Genomic DNA, 24620 nt, shown 5'->3' with positions numbered 1-24620 from the left:
GGCTGATCATAATTCAGCCATGACCCAGCCTTTACTGAACGGCATCGCCCCCGTTTCCCATCTCGGCGTGATACGCGCCCTCGGCGAAGACGCCGCCCCATTCCTGCATGGCCAGCTGACCAACGATTTCGCGCTGCTGGATCTGCAGCATGCGCGTCTGGCGGCGTTCTGCACGGCCAAGGGCCGCATGCTGGCCAGCTTCATCGGCTTCAAGCGCAGCAAGGACGAGATCCTGCTGCTGTGCGACCGCAGCCTGCTGGCACCCACGCTCAAGCGCCTGTCCATGTTCGTGCTGCGCGCCAAGTGCAAGCTCAGCGACGCCACGGCCGAATTCACGCTCCACGGGCTGGCTGGCGATGCCGCCGTACAGGCCCTGGGCCCGGCAGCCGTGCCCTGGACCAAGACCGATGACGGCGACGCCAGCCTGATCGCCCTGTACCCGGCCGCCAGCCAGCCGCGCGCCCTGCGCGTGGCCCCTGTCGGTGCGCCCCTGCCCGAAGGCCCCGCACTCAGTGAGGCCGATTGGCTCTGGAGCGAAGTCGCCAGCGGCATCGCCACGCTGTCGGCACCCGTGGTCGATGCCTTCGTGCCGCAGATGCTCAACTACGAATCGGTGGAAGGCGTGAATTTCAAGAAGGGCTGCTACCCGGGCCAGGAGGTGGTGGCCCGCAGCCAGTTCCGGGGCACGCTCAAGCGCCGCGCCTACATCGCCCATGCCCAGCAGCCGCTGGCAGCCGGCATGGAAGTCTTCACGCCCGAGGATCTGGAGCAGGCCACCGGCACCGTGGTCCAGGCCGCCCCGGCGCCCGGCGGGGGCTGGGACGCCATTGTCTCCATGCAGATCAGCTCGGCTGAGCAGCGCCTGCTGGCCCACGCCGCCCTGGGCGAGGGCCAGCGCGCCGATGCCGCGCAGGCCGTGGCGCTGCAGCTCAAGCCCCTGCCCTACGCGCTGCGCGAGGACATTTGAGATTTGGGCCTTGCACCGCCTGAGCTGCCTGCAGCTCAGGCGGTGAGCACTTTCCTCATGGTGATGTGAGGAATGCCGGCCTCTTCATAGGGCTCGCCCTCGGGCGTGAAGCCCGCGCGCAGGTAGAACGACTCGGCATGGCGCTGCGCGTGCAGCACGACTTCGCGGTCGCCGCGCTGGCGGGAGGCCTCCACCAGGCTGTCCAGCACGATGCGGCCCCAGCGGCCGCCGCGCACGCTGCGGTCCACGGCCATGCGGCCGATCCTGCCCGCGCCGGGGCTGTCGCTGACCAGGCGGCCGGTGGCAATGGGCTGGCCCAGGCCGTTGTAGACCACGGCGTGGCGGGCCACGGGGTCGAACTCGTCGATCTCGATCTCGCGCGGCACGCCCTGCTCGTGCACGAACACGGCCAGGCGCAGGCGCTCGGCGTCGCGGCCCAGGTCGTTCCAGCTGCCCGATGCCACGCGCACCACGCTCTGGCCTGCCTCATAGGCGGTGAGCACGTCGCGCAGCTGCTGCGGCACGGGCAGCGGCTGGCGCGTGGTGGCATCGGCGAACACATAGACCAGTTCCACGGTGTTGAGCAGTTCCATGCCCCGGAAGATGCCGGCCTCGAACAACAGCGAGGTATTGCCCTGCCTGGCACAGCGTATGCCCACATGCAGCACGTCGCCCAGCGTGGCCGATGCGTGGTAGGTGGTGGTGGCCTTCTTGACGAACAGCTCGCCGCCCAGGGCCGCGAAGGATGACTCATAGGGCATGCCCAGCTGGCGCCAGTAGTCGGTGACGGCCACGTCGGCGTACATCAGGTAGTGGGCGTTGAAGACGATCTTCTGGGCGTCCACTTCGGACCAGCGCACTTCGATGCGTTGCAGCGTGCGGAAATCTTGGCGTTGCATGGGTTTTTCTCTCCTGTTGTCTTGGGTGTCTTGGGTGCCCTGGCTCTCAGGCCGCGAAGGCGTCGGCCAAGGCGCGCGCCATGTCGGCATGTGCACGGCGCGCTTCGGCAATGGCGCGGCCCATCTTGACGAATTCATGGGTCACGCCCCGGTAGATCTCCAGATCCACGGGCACGCCCGACATGCGCAGCTTGTCGGCGTATTCCACGCCCTCGTCCACCAGCGGGTCGCATTCGGCCAGGCCTATCCAGGCCGGGGCCACGCCGTCCACGTCAGGCGCCAGCAGCGGGGCGAAGCGCCAGTCCTCGCGGTCGGCAGGGCTGTTGAGGTACTGGGCAAAGAACCAGGTGATGGCCGGCTCGTCAATGACCAGCCCGTGGGCGAAACGGCGGTGCGAGTCAGTGTCCTGGTGGGCCGTCGTGCCCGGGTAGATCAGCAGTTGCAGGGCCAGCTTCAGGCCTGCATCGCGCGCATGGATGGCGCAGGCTGCGGCCAACGTGCCGCCCGCGCTGTCGCCGCCCACGGCCAGGCGTGCAGGGTCGGCGCCCAGCAAGGCGCCCTGCGAAGCCAGCCATTGCAGCGCATCCCAGGCGTCGTTGTGGGCCGTGGGGAATTTGTGCTCGGGCGCGCGCCGGTAGTCCAGCGAGACCACCATGGCGCCCGAGAGGTGGGCCAACTGGCGGCACAGCACGTCGTGCGTGGCCACGCTGCCCACGGTGAAGCCGCCGCCATGCAGGTACAGCAGCACGGGCAGGCCAGAGGCCGGTGCCTGGGCACGCTCCTCAGGCGCATAGAGCCGAGCGGGCAGCAAGGCGCCATCGCGCGCGGGAATCTGCAGGTCCTCGACACGCGGCAGGACGGGCTTGGGAATTTCGAGCACGCCGGCGCCCGCCTCATAGGCGGCGCGCGCACCCTCGGCGCCCAGCTGGTGCAGGGGCGTGCGCGCGGCGCGCTCCATGCGGCGCAGCACATCGCGCATCTGGTGGGTCAGGGACGCCGGCAGCGGCGTGGCGTGGGGGCGGGATTCGGGCTGGGGCACGTTCAGGAGCAAGTTCAGGGACAGGTTCGATCGGAGCCATCTGGCAAGGCAATGCGGCGCGGCCGGCAAGGCACGGCAGGCGCCGCGCAGCAGGCATTGTGCCGCGAGCACAAGGCCCTGGCAGCCATGCGATGGCAGTGCACGCCCGTGCTGTCGCCCTCGTGACCGCGCAGGCGCCCTCTCAGGGTTTGCTTTGTTTGCAGTGCAGCACGCGCGGTCTAGATTCGGCGCACTCCCCCTGATCCCCACCACGGGCCGCAGCGGCCCGCAACGAGTCACCGACCATGGCTTTCATCAACTACGTCACCCAGATCCAGTTTGACTTCGGCGCCGTGCGCCTGTTGCGCCAGGAGTGCGAGCGCGTGGGCATCACGCGGCCGCTGATCGTCACCGACCAGGGCGTCAAGGCGGCCGGCGTGCTGCAAAAGGCGCTGGATGGGCTGGGCGACATGCCGCACGCAGTGTTCGACCAGACGCCCTCCAACCCCACCGAGGCCGCCGTGCGTGCGGCCGCGGCAATCTACCAGGAGCAGCGCTGCGACGGCCTGATCGCCGTGGGCGGCGGCAGCGCCATCGACTGCGCCAAGGGCGTGGCGATTGCGGCCACGCACGAAGGGCCGCTGTCGCACTACGCCACCATCGAGGGCGGCTCGCCGCGCATCACCGAGCGCGTGGCACCGCTGATTGCCGTGCCCACCACCAGCGGCACGGGCAGCGAGGTGGCGCGCGGCGCCATCATCATCGTGGACGACCACCGCAAGCTGGGCTTTCACAGCTGGCACCTGGTGCCGCGCGCCGCCATCTGCGATCCGGAACTGACCTACGGCCTGCCCGCCATGCTGACGGCCGCCACGGGCATGGACGCCATCGCCCACTGCATGGAAACCTTCATGGCAGCCGCCTTCAATCCGCCTGCCGACGGCATTGCGCTGGACGGCCTCACGCGCGGCTGGGCACACATAGAACGCGCCACCCGCAATGGCCAGGACGCCGAGGCACGCCGCCAGCTGATGAGCGCCAGCATGCAGGGCGCCATGGCCTTCCAGAAGGGCCTGGGCTGCGTGCACAGCCTCAGCCACAGCCTGGGCGGCGTGAACCCGCGCCTGCACCACGGCACGCTCAACGCCATGTTCCTGCCCGCCGTGGTGCGCTTCAATGCCGAGGCCGAGAGCGTGCGCGCCGAACAGCGCCTGCAGCGAATGGCCCACGCCATGGGCCTGGCCTCGGGCAGCGACATTCCCGAAGCCATACGCGACATGAACGCCCGCCTGGGCCTGCCCACGGGCCTGGCCGCCATGGGCGTGGAGCGCGCCCAGTTCGCGGCCGTGATCGGCGGGGCGCTCAAGGACCATTGCCACGGCACCAACCCGCGCCTGGCCAGCGCCGACGACTACGAGCAGATGCTGGCCACCTCGCTGTGAGCCGCCGTAGCCGCTGTGAGCGGGCTCAGTGGCCGGGCGGTGACTGCTCCGGTGACTGGGCGGGTGGCGGCGCCGGTACAGACGCGGGAGCGGGAGCGGGAGCCGGCGCCGGCACTGCGCCGCTTTCCATCATGCGGCGCACTTCCACGGTCTGCATCAGCTGCTCGGCCATGACGGCCAGCAGCTCCAGATCTGCCGGCGAGACCTCGCGCGGTGCGTCGTCCATGATGCAGAAGCTGCCCAGCACCGCGCCGTGGCGGTTCCTGAGCGGCACGCCTGCGTAAAAGCGCAGCCGCATGGCCTGCAGTGCGGGGTTGCCGGCAAACCGGGGGTCGCGCGCTGCGTCGTGCACCACCAGGGGCTCGCCGCCGTGCACCACATACGAGCAGATGGACTGCCCGCGCGGCATCCCGGCCGATGCGGGGTCGCCCTGGTCCGCCACCAGCAGGCTGCCGGGCGTGTGCACGCGGTCGGCATCGACCCATGAGACCTGGGCCCATTTCACGTCGAAGGCATTGGCGGCCTGCTGGGCTGCCTCGTGGTACAGCGGCGGCAGGCCGGGCCCGAGCACGCCGCTGTCGCGCAGCTGGCGCACGCGCTGCTCATCGTCATCGGGAATGGGCGCGGCCAGGCCCTGGCCTGCCGCGTCGGGCAGGCGCAAGGCGTCCACCCACAACTGCAGCTCGCGCAGGCTGGACACGCAGGCGGCGGCGCCGCAGCGGCGCGCGAACTCGGGGTCGGACACCACGGCCGGCGCATTCCACAGCGCCAGCACCACGCGCAGATGCGGCCAGTGGCGGCGCACCCGCCGCATGATCTGGCGCGCCACGGTCTGGGGCTGGGCGCTGAAGACCGAGAGCACCAGCAATTGCGCCTCGGCAAGGGCCTGTGCGCCTGCATGGCCCTGCGGCAGGCCGCCGCCCTCGCCCTGCCCCAGCTGGCGCCATTGCGGATCGGCCGCCAGCGCCCAGTCCGAGCAGCTGACCACGTGGCCGCGCAGCGCCTCGCTGTGCGCCACCATGGCCGCTGCCAGGGCATCGACCTCCCAGCGCGCGCCCACGCAATGGATGCGCAGGGCCCGCGAGGACAGGTCTGCGGGCGCGGGATGGCTTTCCCGCAGCTCCTCGACCAAGGCATCCATGCCGCTGGACAGGCGCAGCCGGTGCTCGGCCGTGGCCGACTCCAGGTGCTGCTGGGTGGCCAGGCGCAGCGCGGGGATCGCCACCTCGTCATAGAAGCCGGCCACTGCGGCCGAGCGTTCGTCCGCCGAGGCCCGCGCCGGCAGCCTTGCGTCCACCAGTTCATGCGCCAGCGTGACAGCATCTTCCACATCGTCGGCCAGCAGGCGCTGGTACAGCCGCTGGGCCGGACCCAGCACGGGGGAGCTGCCCAGCAGCACCTCCATGAACTGCAGCGCCGGTATGTAGCGGCCCAGCACCAGCAGGCAGACCGTGAGCGGCGTGGACAGGATCAGCCCTATCGGCCCCCACAGCGCCGTCCAGAAGGTCGCGGCCGCAATGATGGACAGCGTGGACAGGCCCGTGCTGCTGCCATACAGCCAGGGCTCGATGAGGTTGTTGCTGATCAGCTCCAGCGCCATGATCAGCCCCAGCGTCATCAGCAGCATCTGCCAGCCCGGATCCACCGCAAAGGCCAGCGCCAGCGGGAAGGCGGCAGAGATCATGGCGCCCACATAGGGAACGAACCGCATGATGGCCGCCAGCACCCCCCAGAGAATGGCGCCCGGCACGCCGATGAACCACAGCCCCGCCGCCATGGGCAGTCCATAGGTGATGTTGACCACGAACTGCATGCGCAGGTACTTGCCTATGCGCTGCGAGGCCTCGTCCAGCGCGTCGGTGGCCACATGCAGGTTGCCGCCCATCAGGCGCAGCAGCCGGTCGCGCAGGTCATCGCGGTCCAGCAGGATGAGGATCACGAACAGCAGCACGATGCCGGCCGTGGTCACGGGCTCGGCCACTCGGCCCAGCCACTGCAGCATGCGCGCCGTGGGCTTTTGCTCGGGCGACTGGATCTCCACCTTCTGCACGCGGGGCGTGGTGGCGCCGCGGGAGATCTCACGCTCCACCGTGTCATAGGTGCGCAGGGCGCCGTCCCAGGCGCTGGGCATGTTGGCATTCCTGCGCAGGCTGCGCAGCTTGTCGCGGATGGTGCTCTGGTAAGTGGGCAGGTCGGCGCTGAGCTGCTGCACCTGGCTGCCCAGATAGGTACCCATTCCGGCCAGCGTTGCCAGCGCCATGACCACCACCAGCAGCGTCGCCGCCATGCGCGGCAGGCCCCAGCGCCTGAGCCGGGAGACCGCAGGATCGAGCAAAAAGCCGAACAGCAGCGCCAGGGCCAGCGGAATCAGCAGTCCCTGCCCGAAATACAGACCCGCGATGATGATGCTGGCCACCAGCAGGCCGGTGAGCAGGCGCAGCGCAGGCACCATGTCGGCCAGCTGTGCCAGGCCCGGCAGGGCCGAACGCACGCTGCGTGCGAAAGCCGCGTCGGCAGCGGCCGCGTTGCCGGCCGCATCGGCTGCGGCATTCTCAGCGCCTGGTTTTCTGGAAGGCGCTGGTGTGAGGTCGGGATGTGGATTCATGGGGGGACAGGCATCAGGGCTTGGATACGTGCGTGGATGCTGCCGCACTTGCGCCCATCGTGGGATTGCACAGCGCGATGCGGGCCGGCCCTGTCAGCGGGCACCGCAATCGCTGGAACTCCGCCGCCGTCGCTGCCACAGCGCGCCAGCTCACCAGCGCACACGCACCACCGTGCCGCCGCCAGCACGCGGCGCCAGGTCCAGCGTAGCCCCTATGGCGTGGGCACGGCGGTGCATGCCTGCCAGGCCCATGCCCTGCGCCTCATCGGGTGTACGCGGCGGCAGGCCGCGGCCGTCGTCTTCCACGCGCAACTCCCAGCGCAGCTCGCGGCGCGCGCCGGGATGGGCGCCGTTCGCCCGCGCAATACCCGGCTCCAGGGGCTGCAGCACCAGCCACAGCGTGCTGGCCTGTGCGTGCTGCAGCACATTGCTCACGGCCTCCTGGGTGATGGCAAGCAGGTGCTGGGACGACTGGCCTCGAGGAAGATCGGGCAGATCGGGCAGGCCCGGCTCGGACTGCGGATCGGCCACGCTCCAGCGGATCTGCATGCCACGGCGGTCCAGCACGGGCTGCAGCCGGTGGCGCAGGCGCGCCAGGCGCACGGGCAAGGCGTCCTCCACGGCGTCCATGGCGTCCACCAGCAGGCGCAGGTCCAGCAAGGCCTGCTCCAGCAACTCCTGCGCCTGGCGCTGCCGGGTTTCGCTCGGCTCCAGCAAGGCCATGGCATTCACCAGAAGGCCGCCCACGCCGTCGTGCAGATCGGCGGCAATGCGCCGGCGCTCGGCCTGCACCTCACGCGAGGGCCGGGGGCTGCGCCTGCGCCGCCACAGCAGCAGCCTGCGCAGGCGCGAGGCGCCCATCGCACACAGCAAGGCCGTCAAGACCAGCAGGGACAGGCTGCACAGGCGAAGCCACAGCGGAGCCTGGTCGCCCTGCTGCCAAAGCCAGGCGCAAAGCGCCAGCATCTGCAGCAGGCCCAGTGCCAGGCAGACTGCCAATGCGCGAAGGGAGTCCTTCATGGCCATGCGGTGGGAAGCGGCGGCGGGGCGGGCCGCACGGGCCCCTGCGGCGCCAGCCAATCAGAACAGGCCGCGCAGCGATGCAAAGCGCACCGCCTGGGCGCGTGTGCGCACCTGCAGCTTGCGGTAGATGTTCTTGATGTGCGTGTTGACCGTCATGGCGCTGATCATCAGGCGCGAGCCGATCTCGGCGCTGGTGTAGCCGCTGGCCACCATGCGCAGCACCTCGCGCTCGCGGGTGGACAGGCGGTCTGCCTCGTCGGGCGAGCGGCGCTTGGGCTCGGCGCCCTGGGTCTTGTCGAAGCGCTGCAGCAACCTGCGCGCCAGGCTGGGAGTGACGGATGCGCCGCCATTGGCCACCTGCAGCACGGCCTGGGGGTAGTTGCCGAACCAGGAGTTCTTGACGAGGTAGCCCGTGGCACCCAGCTCGAAGGCGCGCAGCACCTGCTCGTCGTTTTCCATCACGGAGATGATGACGGCCTCGGCCGTGGGCCGCACGGTCTTCATCATGTCCAGCAGCTCGAAGCCCTCGCCGTCGCCCAGGTTCAGGTCGACCAGCATTACGTCGAACTCGTGCTGGCGAATGGCCTTGCGACCCTCTCGGACACTTCCGGCCTGGGCCACGACCAGGGTGCGCGGGTCGTTCATGATTTCCTGGGCAATGACCATGCGGATGTGGGCATCGTCATCGACCAGCAGCACGCGCACGGGCTTGTCGGGCTGGCCGGCCAGATAGTCTGGCCACATGGCGGAACTCAGACCCGTGCCCAGCATGGCCTGGGCGCGCGAGGAATCGGCGATCAGGGGACGGGCATCGGCGGGAACGTCGGATGGATTCATGCTGTTCTCCTCAAATGTCACGTCATGTATATGACGCAACCGATCACATACGCGCCTTTCACATTAAGAGAAATCGCCACCGATATCCACAATCTTTGACGAAGTTTGTGAAAGATTGCGTAGCTTGCAAATTAACACATTTGTGTGAGAAGCCGGGTCCGTACTTTCTTGATCACCTGACCGGCAGGCCTGTCGGGCCTGGCAGGCCATGCCCTTGCCGATGCCCGCCATCCTCCCCTGGATCCGGCCCCATGACAGCCGCCGGTCCAACGCCTTCCTCCGGCGCCTGAACCAAGCGTATGCAATTCGATACACCAGGTTGTCTGGATGGCCCCATGCCCGCCGGATCAACGGCCTGAAGCGAAGCTGCAACTGCAAATTTTCTGTCGTTACACCTTGAAACTACCCAACTTCATTCACCTCCCAATGCCGCTGCTTTAACGCGATGCAGCCCGCCAGCCAAAGGTTTGGAGGGGTAAGTACCCGCCACGTGGCTCAGCGCTCACGGCTACCCCGTACAAGAGATGGAACGGCAGGGGCACCCCAAGCACATTGGAGTCCAGACAACGAGCTGGGGTCCAGGGAGACAAGGCCGGAAACCTCCGCAAAGTGTCTGAAAAACGGGTGCTTACACACCTCTTCCTGATAGTCCGATCCTTCCAAGGAGCCATCATGAAATCGCTTGCAATTCTTTCCCTGTGCCTGATCGCAACCGCCGCCATGGCAGATCAAGACAACCGCTACAGCAGCAGCTCCAAGATCGAAATCGACGGACCCAGCGTCCAGGTCACGGTGCTGAACAGAAGCGGGGTGCTGAACATGGCAACGGGTGGCGGCAAGGCCTCCCAGAATCTGGCCAGCAATGCGGGCAATGTGTCCATCGACAACGGCGGCAGCTCTCTGCAGATCGTGGCAGCCTCGGGAACCGGCATCATGAACGTCGCCAATGGCTGGGGCGCCGTGGCCGTCAACAACCTCGCCTCCAACTACGGCGAAGTCGACGTGAATGACCTGTCGATTCAGGTCGTGGCGGCCAAGAACTCTGGCATCGTCAACTATGCCGGCAACGGCTCCACCGCAGTGCAGAACATCTCCAGCAACAACGGCTGCGTGACCTGCTACAACAATCGCTGAGCCTGGCTGCCGGGTGAAGGCAACTGCCGGACGGCCCCCGGCCAACCGGCATAGCCTTCCCGGCACCGACCCAGCCCTCCGCACCAGGAGAGCCCACCATGCATAACGCCGCCATTCTCTGCTCGGCTGCCCTGTTGGCCTGGCTCGCCCTCGGAGCGTCCTCCATCCACGCAGCCGCTCCGGGCGAAGACCCGGTGGTACTGAACAAGCCCGTGGACTATCTGAGGCTGCCGACGGCCAAGCCCACGACATCGACGGGGCTGGAAACCGTGACCGACATACCCATCAACATCAAGGCCAAGATAGCGCGCTATGAAGCCATGTCGATGAACAATGCTCCGGGCGTCGCCACAGATGCCGACGTGGTGACCACCACCACGATGAGCAGTGCCGGCATGAAGCGCACCTGCACGCAGGACATTGCCAGCAATACCAACGCAAGCGCATTCAATCGCTACGGGCCACAGACCACCAAGGACCAGATCGTGGTTCTCAAGGGTGATCTGGTCAACGTCTGCCGATAGCGCGGCCGGCGGCCAGCCATCGGGCTCTGGGCCGCCCCGCCACTCTCGTCCCATATTTCCGGCGCCGGCGCCTGTGCGCGCCTGTGCCCTGGCTCGCCGTTTTCCAGCAGAGGTCCATCATGCGCAACAGCCTCCCATCGCCAGGACTTCCCCGCCACGATGCCGCGCCCCGGCCGGCAGACAGCGGCCACGCGGACTACCGAGGGGCTTGGCGCCAGCGATGGTCTGGCAGACAGGGCTGCATGCGGGTTGTCGCCAGCGCCGTTTCAGCCTCCATCGTGCTGCTGTCGGGTTGCGCGCCGCTGGATGCGCGCAAGGATTCCAAATACCTGGAAAAAGTCTATGCGGCCGACCGCCCGGTGGTGCGGCCGGTGCGCTCCATATCGAGCTTCTCCGATTCGCTGATGTGCATGGACAGGATGTTCCGCAACAGCCACATGCCCACGGTGCTGATCACCAGCAAGCAGTTGCCCGACTACACGGGCCGCGTGGCCGTGGCCGCCAAGGAGATGGTGGTCACCGCCCTGTCCCAGATGTCGCGCGTCAGCAGCGCCTTCCGCTACGTGGACTATGAGGTGGACATCGCCCGCCAGGACACGGTGCAGAACCTCACCACCATCTTGCTCAACAACAACCAGATCCAGCTGCAGCGCCCGGCCCTGTATGTGTCGGGCGCCGTGTCCTTCATGGACCAGAACGTGCTGCGCAACAACGTGGACATAGGCACCAGCGCCTCGCGCCTGGAAACCGGCTACAGCGCCAACCGCAGCGGCGCCGTGCTGGGCATGGAGCTGCACCTGGGTGACTTCCGCACGCGCACCATCATTCCGGGCCTGGATTCGGCCAACGAAGTCGTCATCGGCAACGGCAGCCAGGGTCTGGATCTGGCCGGCCGCATCGGCTCCTACGGCGTGCAGTTCAGCGTGGGCCGCGACTATGCCCAGGGCTCGGGCCCGGCCGTGCGCACGCTGGTCGAGCTGGGCATGATCGAACTGCTGGGCAAATGGTCACGCCTGCCCTACTGGCAGTGCCTGACGCTGGACCAGACCCATCCCGACTTCCAGCGCCAGCTGCGCGATTGGTATGAGGAGGGCGGGGCCGGCATCCACCAGGAGCTGGTGCGCCAGTCGCTGATCAGCAAGGGCTATCTGCCTCCCGACGCACCGGCCTTCACCGCAGGCAACCCGCAGTGGCGCGAGGCCATAGGGCGCTTCCAGGCCGACAGCGGCATGGTGGTCAATGGCGTGGTGGACTTCAGCACCTACGAGCGCGCACTGCGAGACTTCGTGGCAGTCAGCGCCGATGGACACATGACGCGCATCGGCTGGAACACCAAGAGCGCGGCACCGGTCACCACCGCCGCCGAGAACGTGGCCGTGGCCACGGGCGACTACCGCTACGGCGCCCCCGCGCCCGACCGCAAGCTGGACCTGTGGCTGGAGAACATCACGCCCACGCGCACCTCCTTCGAGACGGGTGAGCAACTGTTCCTGTCCGCCACCGTGTCGCGCGCCTCTTATCTGTCGTGCTTCATGGCGGGTGCCGACGGCGAGGTGGTAAGGCTCTTGCCCAACGATGTGAACCGCTCGGGCTGGATCACGGCCGCCCAGTCCGTGCGCCTGCCCGACTGGATGAGCCCCAACCCCGGCTATGTGATCAATGCCGGCCCGGCAGGCAAGGAAGGCGTGGCCTGCTTTGCCACCGAGCAGAACATGAGCGACAAGCTGCCCCAACTGCTGCAGAACAAGGCCTTCATCGCCATCCCGGGCATGCGCACACTGGAGGATGTCAACCAGGCCATGGCTAGCGGACTGGGCGCCGACCAGTACACAGGCATGGCCCGCTTCTGGCAAGTGGTTCCGGCCCAGGCCAAGCGCTGATGCGCCTGACAACCGCCCCGTCCACGAACCCACCGGAGGCACACGCCATGCCGTCCCACGCCCACGAACCGCTGTGCGCCGCCCGTGCGCAGCGGCTCGCAACTGCGCTGCGGTTGTCCGTCAGGCTCGTGCTGGCGGGCCTGCTGGTCCTGCCGCCCGGCGTGACGCCCGCCATGCCGGCGCATGTGCAGGCTGCCGCACGCTTCACGCCGGTGGCCCCCATCCGGGTGGCAACCACCGGCCTGTTCAGCGCACAGCCCGGCACCAGCAATATCTCATCCACCTCCGACACCGCCCAGCAACGGGCCCTGTCCCAGCTGCGCAGCCGCGCCGAAGGCAAGGGCGTGAGCCTGGCCACGCAGCGCGAGGCGCAATGGGTGATGGGCCTGCTGGCACTGCATGGCATTGCCATGGCGCAGGACGGGCCGCAGGCCAGGCAATGGTTCGAGCGCGCGCAGCGCGCCGGCCATCCACTGGCCAGTGCGGGACTGGCCTGGTGCGCCATGGACGGCTGCGGCCAGCCGCCCGACCCACCGGCCGCAAGACCCTGGATCGCCCAGCTGGCCAAGACCGACCCGGCCCGCGCCCAGTACCTGGAATGGCTGCTGGCGCGGCGCCTGGCACCGCTGTCCACGGCCGAACCCGTGGGCGAGGCCTTGGCCGTGGCAGGCACGCCCGACCAGGAACTGCTGCAGCGCGCAGCGCGCTCCGGCAGCCCCGGCGCCCAATTGGAATGGGGCCTGGCCCTGCTCGCGCAGGACGAGCCCGAGGCAGCGCTGCGCCAGTTCCGCGCGGCAGCGGCGCGCTCATCCAGCGCCGCGACCAATGCACAGATGCTGGGCGAGCGCCTGCGGCCCGCAGGCCAGCTGGTGTCGGCGCAGGGCAGCTCCACGCCTGCAGCGCAGGGGCCGCAGGCCATGCAGCGCACGCCGCAGCTGAGTGGAGCGCCCAGCGAGCAGGACATCCAGGTGCGCCAGCCCGTCACGGCCCAGCAGCAATGGGAGCAGGCGCAGCGCTACCATCGCGGCGACGGCGTGCCGGCCAACTACACCGAGGCGCTGCGCCTGTACCAGCAGGCCGCATCCCACGGCCATGTGGCATCGCGTCGCATGCTGGAGCTGATCTACTCGCGCCCCGCACCGGGCGGCGGCGTGGACATCGGATGGATGCAGCAGCTGGCGCGCATAGACCCCATGACCATGCAGCCCATGGCGCCCGTCAGCCCCGCGCCCTACCGGCGCGATCCCACGCCGCTGTTCGACATGGTGCCGGCGCCCTGGCACAGGCACTGAGGCAGGAGCGAGGCGCTACAGCACCACGTCCAGGCCGGTGTCGGCCATCCAGTCCACCGGGTCCTGGCGCAGGACCATGTCGATGTCCAGGCCCAGGGCCACGCCCACTTCGCCGGGAAAGCTCACGGCCAGGGCACGCTCGTCCCACTGCGCCTCGCGCGAGCGGGCGCGCCAGGCAGCGATGTGCAGCACGCAGGCCAGCGGATCGAAGCCCGGCTGGGCCAGCGGCGCGTACAGGTGCTGCAGCGCATCGGCCAGCAGCGGCGGAAGGTTCCAGCGGCGGGCCAGGCCCGCACTGACATGGCTGTATGTGTAGCCGCACAGCCGCATTTCCAGCTCGGCGCGACGCGGGTCCAGCGGGCCGACCAGTTCGGTGATGGTGGCGGCGCGGCCAGGGTCGATCATGTGCATGGCCAGCTCCCCCAGGCCGTGCATCAGCCCTGCGGCATAGGCCGCCGTGGGGCTGGCCTGCACGGTGCCGGCCAGCGCGCGCGCCACGCGGGCGGCTTCCACGCTGTAGCGCCAGAAGGCCGGCATGGCCATGCCCGGCACGGCATGGGCGCCCACGCCCAGCGGTATGCCCCGCACGATCTGGCGCAGCTGCGCGGGCGCCAGCAGGGCCAGCGCCTCGGGAATGCCGGTGACACGTCCCGCCATGCCGAACACCGGGCCGTTGGCCTGGGCCAGCAGCCCGGCGGCCAGCGCAGGATCGGCTGCGAAGAGCTGGCTCAGCCGGCGCAGGCTGGGCTGCTCGGGCACCAGCTCGCGCAGCAGCAAGGCCACGATGCGCGGCTGCGCCGGCAGGGCCAGGGCCTGTGCCAACAGCGTCTGCAGGTCCAGTGCATGCGCAGCCATCGCGTTTCCTGCCTTGCCGTGCGCGGGACTACTTGCGGGTCTGCAGCTTGGCGAAGGCCGAGGCCATGGCCGATTGCTGCACCGGCTCGGGCGCACGGCGCTGCCCGCCCTGGCTGCCGCGGCCTGCGCTCTCGAAGCGGTTGTCACGGGGGCCGTCGCGCCGCGCCGGTGCCGCATCCAGCTTCATGGTCAGGCTGATGCGCTTGCGCGCCACATCGACCTCCAGCACCTTGACCTTGACGATCTGGCCGGTCTTGACCACCTCGCGCGCGTCCTCGACGAACTTGTGGCTCATCTGGCTGACGTGGACCAGGCCGTCCTGGTGCACGCCCAGGTCCACGAAGGCGCCGAACTGGGCCACGTTGCTGACCGTGCCCTCCAGCGTCATGCCTTCCTTGAGGTCCTTGATGTCCTCCACCCCGTCATTGAAACGGGCCACGACGAAGTCCGGACGCGGATCGCGGCCGGGCTTTTCCAGCTCGCCCAGGATGTCCTTGACGGTGATGGCACCGAACTGCTCGCTCACGAACTGCTCGGCCTTCAGGCCCTTGAGCACTTCGGAGCGGCCCATGAGCTGGTCCACGCTCTTGCCCGTGGTGGCAATGATGCGTTCGACCACCGGGTAGGTTTCCGGGTGCACGCCCGTCATGTCCAGCGGATTGTCGCCGCCGCGGATGCGCAGAAAGCCCGCCGCCTGCTCGAAGGTCTTGGCGCCCAGGCCGGCCACGTCCATCAGCTGCTTGCGGCTCCTGAAGGAGCCGTTGGCATCGCGCCAGCGCACCACGGACTTGGCCACGCTGCCCGACAGGCCCGAGACGCGCGACAGCAGCGGCGCCGAGGCCGTGTTCAGGTCCACGCCCACGGAGTTCACGCAGTCCTCGACCACGGCGTCGAGCTGGCGCGCCAGCTCGCTCTGGTTCACGTCGTGCTGGTACTGGCCCACGCCGATGCTCTTGGGGTCGATCTTGACCAGCTCGGCCAGCGGGTCCTGCAGGCGGCGCGCAATGCTGGCGGCGCCGCGCAGGCTCACGTCCACGTCGGGCATTTCCTGCGAGGCGAACTCGCTGGCGGAATACACAGAAGCGCCAGCCTCGCTGACCACGACCTTCTCGATCTGGCGGTCGGCCTTGCTGGCGATCTTGATCAGGTCGGCGGCCAGCTTGTCGGTTTCGCGGCTGGCAGTGCCGTTGCCGATGGCGATCAGGTTGATCTGGTGCTTTTCGACCAGGCGGGCCAGCACGGCCAGCGAGCCGTCCCAGTCGCGGCGCGGCTCGTGCGGGTAGATGGTGGTGGTGTCCACCAGCTTGCCCGTGCTGTCCACCACGGCCACCTTGACGCCCGTGCGGATGCCCGGGTCCAGGCCGATGACGGCGCGCTGCCCCGCAGGGGCGGCCAGCAGCAGGTCGCGCAGGTTGTCGCCAAAGACCTTGATGGCCACCTTCTCGGCGTCTTCGCGCAGGCGCGAGAACAGGTCGCGCTCGGTGGACAGGCTGAGCTTGACGCGCCAGGTCCAGGCCACGCACTTGCGGATCAGGTCGTCGCTGGCGCGCTTGGCGTGGCTCCAGCCCAGGTGCAGGGCAATCTTGCCTTCGGCCAGGCTGGGCTGGCCGGGCTCGGGCTCCACGGGCTGGACCAGCTTGGCCTCGAGGATTTCCAGCGCGCGGCCGCGGAACACCGCCAGCGCGCGGTGCGAAGGCACGCGGCCGATGGGCTCGTCGTATTCGAAATAGTCGCGGAACTTGGCGACCTCGGGGTCGTTCTCGTTCTTGGATTCGACCTTCTTGGAGCGCAGCAGGCCGTCTTCCCACAGCCATTCGCGCAGCTTCTGCACCAGGGCCGGGTCTTCGGCCCAGCGCTCCGACAGGATGTCGCGCACACCATCGAGCACGGCCAACGTGGTCGAGAAATCAGGGCCCGGCTTGCCGTCGTCCAGGGTGGTGGCCGGCTTGCAGAAGGCCTCGGCCTCCTTGTGCGGGTCCAGCGTGGGGTCGGCAAACAGCTTGTCGGCCAGCGGCTCGATGCCGAATTCCTTGGCGATCTGTCCCTTGGTGCGGCGCTTTTGCTTGAAGGGCAGGTAGATGTCCTCCAGCTCCTGCTTGGTGGGCGCATTGGCAATGGCCAGGCGCAGCGCGTCGGTCAGCTTGCCCTGCTCGTCGATGGCCTTGAGCACCGCGCCCCGGCGGTCCTCCAGCTCGCGCAGGTAGCCCAGACGTTCGTCGAGCTGGCGCAGCTGGGCGTCGTCCAGTCCGCCCGTGACTTCCTTGCGGTAGCGCGCGACGAACGGAACCGTGGCTCCGCCATCAAGCAATTCGACCGCGGCACCCACCTGCTGCGGCTTGACATTCAGTTCTGCGGCGATTTGGGCAATGATTTTTTGCATTCGAGAGGCGCCCCGTGGCGTGGAATCCGGAAAAGCGGCCAAGTGTGCCACACGCGATTCGGGCCGGGCCGCTCGCGGCCGACCCGCAAATGCAAGCATTTCTTGCAGGCCAATGAATTCAAGGGCTTGCAAAATCAATCCACTGCCTGCTTTTGCCGGGGCCCTGCGGCAGGCAGGCGCCCTCTGCCACAATCACCAGCTTCGAATGCAAGACGATCTGTTCGGTTCTCCCCCACCATCGGCCCCTGCCCCGCCGCCCGCGCCTGCCGGCCGCACACCGGCACCGCGCAAGGCCGCCGGCTCCGTGCAGCTGGCGCCCCAGGCCCTGCAATGGCAGGCGCTGGCGGACCAGCTTGCGCAGGGCCTGCGCATGGGGGTCTCCACCTGGTCCTACCCGGGCTGGGAAGGCTTGATCTGGGATGGCGCCTATGACAAAAGCGTGTTGGCCAAGAAGGGACTGGAGGCCTATGGCCGGCATCCGTTGATGCGAACGGTCTGCGTGGACCGCAGCTTCTGGAGGCCGTTGACGGCCAGCCAGTACCTGGCCTTCGCGGGCCAGGTGCCGGCTGATTTCCGCTTCGTGGTCAAGTGCCCATCCGTGGTTACTGACGCGCAGGTGCGTGACGAGGACGGCAAGGGCATGTCGCTGAACCCGGTGTTCCTTCAACCCGATCTGGCCGTCACCAGCTTCGTCGAGCCCACGCTCGAAGGGCTGGGCGAGCGGCTGGGCGTGCTGGTGTTCCAGCTCAGCCCGATGACCTGGGGCCTGCTCAGCCGCCCCACCGAACTGCTGGCGCGGCTTCAGGCCATGCTGGAGGCGGTGCGCGCTGCGCTGGCCGCCCATCCGCTGGGCGCGCAGATCATCGTGGCGGTGGAGGTGCGCGACCCGGAGCTGCTGACGCCGCAGTTGGCCGACACCCTGCGCGCCAGTGGCACCACCTTCTGCCTGGGACTGCACGGCAAGATGCCCCCCATCGAGGAGCAACTGGTTTTTCTGCGCGGGCTGTGGCCCACCCCGCTGGTCTGCCGCTGGAACCTGAACCGCGAGTTCGGTGCCTACGGCTATCCCGATGCGCAAAAGAAGCACGACCCCTTCGACGAGATCCGCACGCCCGATGCGCACACGCGCGCCATCCTCGCCAAGACCATCGATGGCATCACCAGCCGCGGGCTGCCCGCCTTTGTGACGGTGAGCAACGATGCCGAAGGCTGCGCGCCGCGCTCCATCGCGCTGCTGGCCGAGGCCGTGGTCCAGGCGGAGGCGGCCCGGGTTCAGCGCTTGCCGTAGGCGCGCTCCACGCGGGCCACGCGCAATTCATAGTGCTCGTACCAGGCGTCCTTGCCCAGTTGCTGGGCGACCAGGTGCTCGGCATCCTGCTTCCAGCGCGCGATGGATTCGGCCGTGGACCAGTAGGACACGGTGATGCCGAAACCGTCCTCGCCGCGCGTGCTTTCCGCACCCAGGAAACCCTGCTGCTGCGCGGCCAGGTCCACCATGCGCTGGGCCATGAGGCCGTAGCCATCATCGTCGTCCGGCGTTCTGCGCGACGAGAAGATGACGGCGTAGTAAGGCGGCTCGGGGGTGTTGGCAAAGGGGCTCATCGTGGTCGGGCGGCAAGTTCTGCGGGCCCGCAGAATACACCGCCCGCGCTCAGGAATTCGCCGGCTCAGAGGCGGACGGCGCCTGCACCTGCTCTCCGCCCAGCACCTTCCACAGCGTGACGCGGTTGAGCTGCTCGGACAGGCGCAGGCCGATCAGGGTCTGCTGGGCCGTGTAGAGGCTGCGCTGCGCATCCAGCACGGTGAGGTAGTTGTCCACGCCGGCCTTGAAGCGTGCCTCCGACAGGTCGAAGGCCTTTTGCGTGGCCGCGACCATGCTGGTCTGGGCGGCCAGGCGCTCGTCCCACTGCGCGCGGTCGGCCAGCACGTCGGCGGTCTCGCGGAAGGCCGTCTGCACGGCCTTCTCGTACTGGGCGATGGCGATGCGCTGGTTGGCCTCGGCCACCTGCACGCCCGCACGGTTGCGGCCACCGTCGAAGATGGGCAGGCGCACCAGGGGGATGAAGCTCCAGGTGCTGCTGCTGCCAAAGAGGCCATCGAGCTCGCGGCTGCCCGATCCCACGCTGGCCGTGAGGCTGATGGTGGGGAACATGGCTGCGCGGGCGGCGCCGATGTTGGCCTCCATGGCGCGCAGGTTGTTCTCGGCGGCCTGGATATCGGGGCGCACCAGCAGCACGCTGGAGGGCAGCGGTGCAGGCACGGGCTGCAGCGCCGCCGCAGGCTGGGCGCCGGCGCGCAGCGTGGCGGCGCCGGGCAGCAGGCTGTCGGGCAGCGGACCGCCCACCAGCAACTGCAGGGCGTTGCGGTCACGCTCCACCTGGGAGGTGAAGCTGGCCACGTCGCCGCGCGCCGTGTCCACCGTGGTCTGGTTCTGGGCCAGCACCAGGCCCGAGGTCGAACCTATCTCATGCATGCGCCGCGTCAGCTCGTAGGCCTTCTCGCGGCTGGCCAGGGTGTCGCGTGCCAGCTGCAGGCGGGCCTGGTCGGCGGCCAGCGTGAGCCAGGCGTTGGCCACGTCGGCCACCAGGCCGATCTGCACATTGCGCCGGTTCTGCTCGCTTTGCAGGAACTGCTGCAGCGCGGCCTCGCTGAGGTTGCGCACGCGGCCCCAGAGGTCGATCTCGTAGCTGGCAAAGCCCAGCTGGGCCGTGTACTGGGTGCTGACAGATGCCGATTGCGTGGTGCTTGTCATGCCGGCGGCCGTGCGCGCACGGCTGGCCTGGGCCTGGGCGTTGACGCTGGGCAGCAGGTCGGCGCGCGTGATGCCGTACTGGGCACGCGCGCGCTCGATGTTCTCCACCGCCACGCGCAGGTCGCGGTTGTTGGCCAGGGCCAGCGCAATGACCTCGCGCAGCTGCCGGGACTGCACCCATTCCAGCGCGGCGGCCGCCTGCAGGCTGGCCTCGTCGGCCTGTGCCGGATTGGCTGCGGTGCTGCCCACCGTGTCGGGCACGGGCATGTCCGGCGTGCGGTGCTGCGGCGCAAGATTGCAGCCGGACAGCAGGGCCGCCAGCGCGGCCGCAGCGGCGAGGGTGGAACGGTTCATTCGGCGCCTCATGCTGCGCTCTCCTTGGTGGTATGGGGTGAGTCGGTTGCCTGCTGCGGGCTTTCTTCATCCGTGCGCGAGTGGCTCTTGAACCAGCTGCGGATCAGCAGGAAGAACACCGGCACCAGGAAGATGCCCAGCACCGTGGAGGCCAGCATGCCGCCGAGCACGGCCGTGCCGATGGCATTGCGCCCGCCCGCGCCGGCACCCGTGCCGATGGCCAGCGGAATGACGCCGAAGCCGAAGGCCAGCGAGGTCATCAAAATGGGCCGCAGGCGCAGGCGCACGGCCGAGACCACTGCGTCGAAGATGCTCTTGCCCTGCTCCTGCAGTTGCACGGCAAATTCCACGATCAGGATGGCGTTCTTGGATGCCAGGCCCACCGTGGTCAGCAGGCCCACCTGGAAGTACACGTCATTGGTCAGCCCGCGCGTATAGGTGGCGGCCAGCGCGCCCACCACGCCCAGCGGCACGGCCAGCATCACGGACAGCGGCACGGTCCAGCTCTCGTACAGCGCCGCCAGGCACAGGAACACGAAGAGGATGGAGATGGCGTACAGCAGCGGCGCCTGCGCGCCCGACTGGCGCTCCTGCAGCGAGGCCCCCGTCCACTCGTAGCCTATGCCGGCCGGCAGCGTGCGCAGGATGTCCTCGACGATCTGCATGGCCGTGCCCGAGCTGACGCCCGGCGCGGCGCGGCCTTCCATTTCGTAGGCCGGGTTGCCGTTGTAGCGCATGAGCTGGGGCGAACCGTAGGCCCAGTAGCTGCTGGAGAAGGCGCTGAACGGCACCATCTCGCCCTTGCCGTTGCGCACCGTCCATTTGGCGATGTCCTGGGGCAGCATGCGGTGCGGCGCATCGCCCTGGATGTAGACGCGCTTGACGCGCTCGTTGTTCAGGAAGTCGTTGACATAGGTGCCGCCCATGGCGCTGGACAGCACGCTGTTGATGTCGGTGTACGACAGGCCGAGCGCAGCGGCCTTGCGGTCGTCGATGTCCAGGCGCAGCTCGCTGGCGTCCTCCAGGTTGGTCATGCGCAGATTGGTGAGCTCGGGGCGCTTGCGGGCCTCGGTCAGGAATTTTTCCTTGGCCTGCAGCAGCGCTTGGTGGCCCAGGCCGTTCATGTCCTTGATCATGAAGTTGAAGCCCGAGCTGGAGCCCAGGCCGCGCACGGCCGGCGGCAGCATGACCAGCACGCGCGCATCGCGGATGGAGGCCAGCTCCCGGGTCGCCCGGTGCGCGATCTCGGAGGCCGACTGGCCCGGCAGCGGGCGCTCCTCCCAGGTCTTCAGCCGCACGAAGGCGCGTGCCGAGGCCTGGTCGCCGTTCAGGCCAGAGACCTGGTAGAAGCTCAGCACGTCGGGCTGCTTGGCAAAGTAGTCGCGCACCTCGTCGAGCACGCCCTGCAGCCGCGTGTCGGCCGCGCCCGAGGGCAGGTTGATGTTGACGAAGACAAAGCCCTGGTCCTCGTCGGGCAGGAAGGACGTGGGCAGGCGCGCCATCAGCAGCCAGACCACGCCGCAGACGGCCAGGAAGATCAGCATCATGCGCTTGGCGCGGCGCAGCGAGTACGCCACCGTGCCCTGGTAGCGCGCGGCCGTGGCGTCGAAATGGTGGTTGAACCAGCGGAAGAACCGGTCGTTCACCCCCAGGATGCCGCTGCGGATCGGGCGGTCATGCCCTGCCCCGCCCGCTGCGGGCGGCTTGAGCAGCGTGGCGCACAGCGCCGGCGTGAGCGTCAGCGCCACGAACACCGACAGCGCCATGGCCGCGACGATGGTGATGGAGAACTGCCGGTAGATCACGCCCGTGGAGCCGCCGAAGAAGGCCATGGGCACGAACACGGCCGACAGCGTCACGCCGATGCCCACCAGGGCTGGCGTGATCTCGCGCATGGACTGGCGCGTGGCCTGCTTGGGCGACATGCCCGTCTCGTGCATCACGCGCTCGACGTTCTCCACCACGACGATGGCATCGTCCACCAGCAGGCCGATGGCCAGCACCATGGCGAACATGGTCAGCGTATTGATCGAGTACCCGGCCAGCGACAGCACGCCGAAGGTGCCCAGCAGCACCACGGGCACGGCGATGGCGGGGATCATCGTGGCGCGGAAGTTCTGCAGGAAGATGAACATCACGATGACCACGAGGATCATGGCCTCCCCCAGCGCGCTGACCACTTCCTTGATGGAGGCGCGCACGAAGGGCGTGGAGTCCGAGCTGACGAAGTAGTCGATCTCGTTGGGAAAGAAGGGCTTGAGCTCGGCCAGCTTGGCGGCGATGGTGTCGGCCACGTTCATGGCGTTGGCACCATCGGCCAGCACGATGCCCATGCCCGCGCCCGGCAGGCCGTTGAGCTTGGCCTTGATGGTCAGGTTGTCGGCGCCCAGCTCCACGCGGGCCACGTCCTTCATGAGCACCACCGAGCCGTCCACGGACGACTTCAGGACGATGTCCTCGAACTGCTCCACCGTCTTGAGCTTGGTGCGCGCCGTGATGGTGGCGTTCAGCTGCTGGTCCGCCACGGCAGGCAGCGCGCCCAGCTGGCCGGCCGAGACCTGGGCGTTCTGCGAGTTCAGCGCATTGACCAGGTCCGACGGCATCAGCGCGTACTTCTCCATCTTGGCCGGGTCCATCCAGATGCGCATCGCATAGTTGGTGCCGAAGACGTTGACATCGCCCACGCCGTCCAGCCGGCCGATCACGTCGACCAGGTTGCTGGTGAGGTAGTCGCCGATGTCGACCGCGGTCATGGCCGGGTCCTTGGAGAAGAAGCTGTAGGTGACCAGGAAGTCCTGGCCGCCCTTGTTCACGAACACGCCCCGGCTCTTGACGGCGTCGGGCAGGCGGTTCACGGCGGACTGCAGCTTGTTTTGCACCTGCACCTGGGCCACGTCGATGTTGGTGCCCGGCGCAAAGGTCAGCGTGGTGCGCGCGCGGCCCGAGGCGTCGGACGTGGAGCTCATGTAGAGCATGTTGTCGATGCCCTTGAGCTGCTGCTCGATGATCTGGGTCACCGAGTTCTCGACCGTCTCGGCCGAGGCGCCCGTGTACTGCGCGCCGATGGTCACGCGCGGCGGCGCGATGTCGGGGTATTGCTCCAGCGGCAGCGTGAAGATGGACAGCGCGCCGCCCAGCATGATGACGATGGCGATGACCCACGCGAAGATGGGCCGGTTGATGAAGAACTGAGCCATGTGACGGGTTCCTGCGGCTTACCGGGCCGCAGGGGCCGGAGCCGCTACGGGTGCAGGAGCTGGTTCAGCGGCCGCGGAAGCCTTGTCGGCAGCGCCAGGCGCGGCCGCCGCTGCCGGGCCATCAGCGGGCTTGCCCTTGCGGGCCTGGGCCTTGGCGCGCAGGTCCACCTCCACGGCACGCACCTTGTCGCCGGGCTTGATGCGCTGGAAGCCATCGACCACCACGCGCTCGCCGGCCGACAGGCCGTCCTGCAGCAGCCACATATTGCCCACGGCGCGGTCGATGTTCACGGGCCTGCGCTCGATCACGTCGTCGGCCTTGGCCACCAGCACGCTGGCCTTGCCGGTCAGGTCGCGCGTCACCGACTGCTGGGGCACCAGCAGCGCCTCGGGCGCCAGGCCCGTGGGCAGCAGCGCCTGCACATACATGCCGGGCATGAGCAGGCCCTGCGGGTTGGGCACCACGGCGCGCAGCGTGACGCTGCCCGTGGTGGCATTGACGATCACGCCGGCAAACTGCAGCTTGCCCTGGTGGCCGTATTCCGTGCCATCGTCCAGGCGGATACGCACGGCGACCTTGTCGCCCTCCACCTTCTGGAAGCGCCCGGCATCCCAGTCGCGCTTGAGCTGCAGCAGCTCGCTGGTGGACTGGGTGAAGTCCACATACATGGGGTCCAGCTGCACGATGGAGGTCAGCGCCTCCGTCTGGTTGGCCGTCACCAGCGCGCCCGGCGTCACCGTGGACAGGCTGATGCGCCCGCTGATGGGCGCCTCGATGCGGCTGTACTTGAGGTTGATGCGCGCGGTCTCCAGATTGGCCTTGGCCACGGCCACGTCCGAGCGCGACTGGGCTGCGGCGGCCTGGCTTTCTTCAAACGCCTGCTGGCTGATGGCATCGATCTTGACCAGCTCGGCATTGCGCCGCGACGTGGCCTCCAGCGTGCGGGCGCTGGCCTCGGCCTTGGCCAGGGCCGCCTGGGCGCTGGCCTCGGTGGCGCGCAGCGAGGCCGCGTCGATCTGGTAGAGCTGCTGGCCCTGGCGCACCAGGGCGCCTTCGGTGAACAGGCGCTTTTGCACGATGCCCGAGACCTGGGGCCTCACCTCGGCGGTCAGCGAGGCGCGTGTGCGGCCCGGCAGCGTGGCCTCCAGCTGCTGGCTCTGCTTTTGCAGCGTGACCACGCCCACCTCGGGCGCAGCCTTGGCTGCGGCGGCGGGCGCTGCATCCTGCCTGGAGCAGGCGGCCAGGCTGGCGGCCAGTGCCAGCGCGCACAGCACGGCAGCACCGGGGCGCTTGCTGCGTGCAAGCGAGGCAGAAGGTTGTGCGTGCCCTGCGCCGGGCTGGGAATCGGAAGGCGCCGCAAGGCGCGTACTCGGCGAAAGAGGCACGTCAAAATTCATAGGAACAGCGAAGTCGTTGGGGGCATCGCACGATTGTGCAGTGCCCATATTTCTTGTTTGTAA

General features: G+C 68.6%; 18 protein-coding genes. 7 read left to right on the top strand and 11 right to left on the bottom strand.

Annotated elements, in window-relative coordinates; genetic code table 11:
* Positions 1-19 precede the first annotated feature (19 nt).
* Positions 20-967, top strand: coding sequence for a CAF17-like 4Fe-4S cluster assembly/insertion protein YgfZ (gene ygfZ / locus AC5I49_RS02940; protein ID WP_288896151.1), 948 nt, complete (start codon positions 20-22; stop codon positions 965-967).
* A 35-nt stretch (positions 968-1002) separates the two neighbouring features.
* Here ygfZ and AC5I49_RS02935 read toward each other — a convergent pair whose 3' ends face one another.
* The gene (locus AC5I49_RS02935) at positions 1003-1866 is read right to left on the bottom strand and encodes a YbgC/FadM family acyl-CoA thioesterase (protein ID WP_013802704.1); all 864 of its coding nucleotides are present in this window, start codon (positions 1864-1866) and stop codon (positions 1003-1005) included.
* Between the two features lie 46 nt (positions 1867-1912).
* Positions 1913-2917 (bottom strand): alpha/beta hydrolase, encoded by a 1005-nt coding sequence (locus AC5I49_RS02930; RefSeq protein ID WP_034349036.1) that lies wholly within the window; start codon positions 2915-2917, stop codon positions 1913-1915.
* Between the two features lie 272 nt (positions 2918-3189).
* Here AC5I49_RS02930 and gbd point away from each other — a divergent pair, with 272 nt between their 5' ends.
* Positions 3190-4326, top strand: coding sequence for a 4-hydroxybutyrate dehydrogenase (gbd, locus tag AC5I49_RS02925; protein WP_016446813.1), 1137 nt, complete (start codon positions 3190-3192; stop codon positions 4324-4326).
* Positions 4327-4351: 25 nt separating this feature from the next.
* Here gbd and AC5I49_RS02920 read toward each other — a convergent pair whose 3' ends face one another.
* The 3 genes from AC5I49_RS02920 to AC5I49_RS02910 form a co-directional block, all read right to left on the bottom strand.
* Positions 4352-6931: an AI-2E family transporter gene (locus AC5I49_RS02920; protein ID WP_464180872.1), complete on the bottom strand. Its 2580-nt coding sequence runs from the start codon at positions 6929-6931 to the stop codon at positions 4352-4354.
* 150 nt (positions 6932-7081) lie between these two features.
* Complete coding sequence (locus AC5I49_RS02915) at positions 7082-7951, bottom strand: sensor histidine kinase (protein WP_227740768.1); 870 nt, start codon at positions 7949-7951, stop codon at positions 7082-7084.
* A gap of 60 nt (positions 7952-8011) precedes the next feature.
* Complete coding sequence (locus AC5I49_RS02910; protein ID WP_016446810.1) at positions 8012-8791, bottom strand: LuxR C-terminal-related transcriptional regulator; 780 nt, start codon at positions 8789-8791, stop codon at positions 8012-8014.
* Positions 8792-9463: 672 nt separating this feature from the next.
* On the opposite strand from AC5I49_RS02910, the gene AC5I49_RS02905 reads away from it, so the two are divergent.
* From AC5I49_RS02905 to AC5I49_RS02890, 4 genes are all read left to right on the top strand, one after another.
* Complete coding sequence (locus tag AC5I49_RS02905) at positions 9464-9925, top strand: hypothetical protein (RefSeq protein WP_016446809.1); 462 nt, start codon at positions 9464-9466, stop codon at positions 9923-9925.
* Between the two features lie 98 nt (positions 9926-10023).
* Positions 10024-10449, top strand: a complete 426-nt coding sequence (locus AC5I49_RS02900) for a hypothetical protein (RefSeq protein WP_016446808.1) — start codon at positions 10024-10026, stop codon at positions 10447-10449.
* Positions 10450-10691: 242 nt separating this feature from the next.
* Positions 10692-12329, top strand: coding sequence for a DUF4384 domain-containing protein (locus tag AC5I49_RS02895; RefSeq protein ID WP_016446807.1), 1638 nt, complete (start codon positions 10692-10694; stop codon positions 12327-12329).
* A gap of 47 nt (positions 12330-12376) precedes the next feature.
* A complete protein-coding gene (locus tag AC5I49_RS02890; protein ID WP_016446806.1) occupies positions 12377-13621 on the top strand; it encodes an SEL1-like repeat protein in 1245 nt (414 codons plus the stop codon).
* A gap of 15 nt (positions 13622-13636) precedes the next feature.
* On the opposite strand, the gene AC5I49_RS02885 is transcribed toward AC5I49_RS02890, so the two are convergent.
* Both AC5I49_RS02885 and AC5I49_RS02880 read right to left on the bottom strand, forming a co-directional pair.
* A complete protein-coding gene (locus tag AC5I49_RS02885) occupies positions 13637-14476 on the bottom strand; it encodes an HDOD domain-containing protein (protein WP_016446805.1) in 840 nt (279 codons plus the stop codon).
* Between the two features lie 28 nt (positions 14477-14504).
* Positions 14505-16856 carry a Tex family protein gene (locus tag AC5I49_RS02880; protein WP_016446804.1) on the bottom strand — a complete coding sequence of 784 codons (2352 nt, stop codon included), beginning with the start codon at positions 16854-16856 and terminating at the stop codon, positions 14505-14507.
* A 205-nt stretch (positions 16857-17061) separates the two neighbouring features.
* Here AC5I49_RS02880 and AC5I49_RS02875 point away from each other — a divergent pair, with 205 nt between their 5' ends.
* Positions 17062-18144 carry a DUF72 domain-containing protein gene (locus AC5I49_RS02875; protein ID WP_495788816.1) on the top strand — a complete coding sequence of 361 codons (1083 nt, stop codon included), beginning with the start codon at positions 17062-17064 and terminating at the stop codon, positions 18142-18144.
* Here the strand turns inward: AC5I49_RS02875 and AC5I49_RS02870 are convergent.
* From AC5I49_RS02870 to AC5I49_RS02855, 4 genes are read right to left on the bottom strand one after another with little or no spacing between them, the layout of a single operon-like run.
* Positions 18129-18458: an antibiotic biosynthesis monooxygenase family protein gene (locus AC5I49_RS02870; RefSeq protein WP_016446802.1), complete on the bottom strand. Its 330-nt coding sequence runs from the start codon at positions 18456-18458 to the stop codon at positions 18129-18131. The two genes, AC5I49_RS02875 and AC5I49_RS02870, sit on opposite strands and share 16 nt — an antisense overlap.
* 49 nt (positions 18459-18507) lie before the next feature.
* Positions 18508-19974, bottom strand: coding sequence for an efflux transporter outer membrane subunit (locus tag AC5I49_RS02865; RefSeq protein ID WP_495788815.1), 1467 nt, complete (start codon positions 19972-19974; stop codon positions 18508-18510).
* Complete coding sequence (locus tag AC5I49_RS02860; protein ID WP_016446800.1) at positions 19971-23159, bottom strand: efflux RND transporter permease subunit; 3189 nt, start codon at positions 23157-23159, stop codon at positions 19971-19973. The genes AC5I49_RS02865 and AC5I49_RS02860 overlap by 4 nt, the downstream gene beginning before the upstream one ends.
* 18 nt (positions 23160-23177) lie before the next feature.
* Positions 23178-24557 (bottom strand): efflux RND transporter periplasmic adaptor subunit, encoded by a 1380-nt coding sequence (locus AC5I49_RS02855; protein WP_495788814.1) that lies wholly within the window; start codon positions 24555-24557, stop codon positions 23178-23180.
* Between the last annotated feature and the right edge of the window lie 63 nt (positions 24558-24620).

This window comes from Delftia sp. (assembly GCF_059499305.1).
Note: the sequence above shows the minus strand (reverse complement) of the source record. Positions and strands in the feature narration are given on the sequence as shown.

Coding starts and splice junctions, on each gene's coding strand:
- ygfZ (WP_288896151.1), top strand. CDS start 20: ATGACCCAGCCTTTACTGAACGGCATCGCCCCCGTTTCCCATCTCGGC.
- AC5I49_RS02935 (WP_013802704.1), bottom strand. CDS start 1,866: ATGCAACGCCAAGATTTCCGCACGCTGCAACGCATCGAAGTGCGCTGG.
- gbd (WP_016446813.1), top strand. CDS start 3,190: ATGGCTTTCATCAACTACGTCACCCAGATCCAGTTTGACTTCGGCGCC.
- AC5I49_RS02920 (WP_464180872.1), bottom strand. CDS start 6,931: ATGAATCCACATCCCGACCTCACACCAGCGCCTTCCAGAAAACCAGGC.
- AC5I49_RS02915 (WP_227740768.1), bottom strand. CDS start 7,951: ATGAAGGACTCCCTTCGCGCATTGGCAGTCTGCCTGGCACTGGGCCTG.
- AC5I49_RS02910 (WP_016446810.1), bottom strand. CDS start 8,791: ATGAATCCATCCGACGTTCCCGCCGATGCCCGTCCCCTGATCGCCGAT.
- AC5I49_RS02905 (WP_016446809.1), top strand. CDS start 9,464: ATGAAATCGCTTGCAATTCTTTCCCTGTGCCTGATCGCAACCGCCGCC.
- AC5I49_RS02900 (WP_016446808.1), top strand. CDS start 10,024: ATGCATAACGCCGCCATTCTCTGCTCGGCTGCCCTGTTGGCCTGGCTC.
- AC5I49_RS02895 (WP_016446807.1), top strand. CDS start 10,692: ATGCGGGTTGTCGCCAGCGCCGTTTCAGCCTCCATCGTGCTGCTGTCG.
- AC5I49_RS02890 (WP_016446806.1), top strand. CDS start 12,377: ATGCCGTCCCACGCCCACGAACCGCTGTGCGCCGCCCGTGCGCAGCGG.
- AC5I49_RS02885 (WP_016446805.1), bottom strand. CDS start 14,476: ATGGCTGCGCATGCACTGGACCTGCAGACGCTGTTGGCACAGGCCCTG.
- AC5I49_RS02880 (WP_016446804.1), bottom strand. CDS start 16,856: ATGCAAAAAATCATTGCCCAAATCGCCGCAGAACTGAATGTCAAGCCG.
- AC5I49_RS02875 (WP_495788816.1), top strand. CDS start 17,062: ATGCAAGACGATCTGTTCGGTTCTCCCCCACCATCGGCCCCTGCCCCG.
- AC5I49_RS02870 (WP_016446802.1), bottom strand. CDS start 18,458: ATGAGCCCCTTTGCCAACACCCCCGAGCCGCCTTACTACGCCGTCATC.
- AC5I49_RS02865 (WP_495788815.1), bottom strand. CDS start 19,974: ATGAGGCGCCGAATGAACCGTTCCACCCTCGCCGCTGCGGCCGCGCTG.
- AC5I49_RS02860 (WP_016446800.1), bottom strand. CDS start 23,159: ATGGCTCAGTTCTTCATCAACCGGCCCATCTTCGCGTGGGTCATCGCC.
- AC5I49_RS02855 (WP_495788814.1), bottom strand. CDS start 24,557: ATGAATTTTGACGTGCCTCTTTCGCCGAGTACGCGCCTTGCGGCGCCT.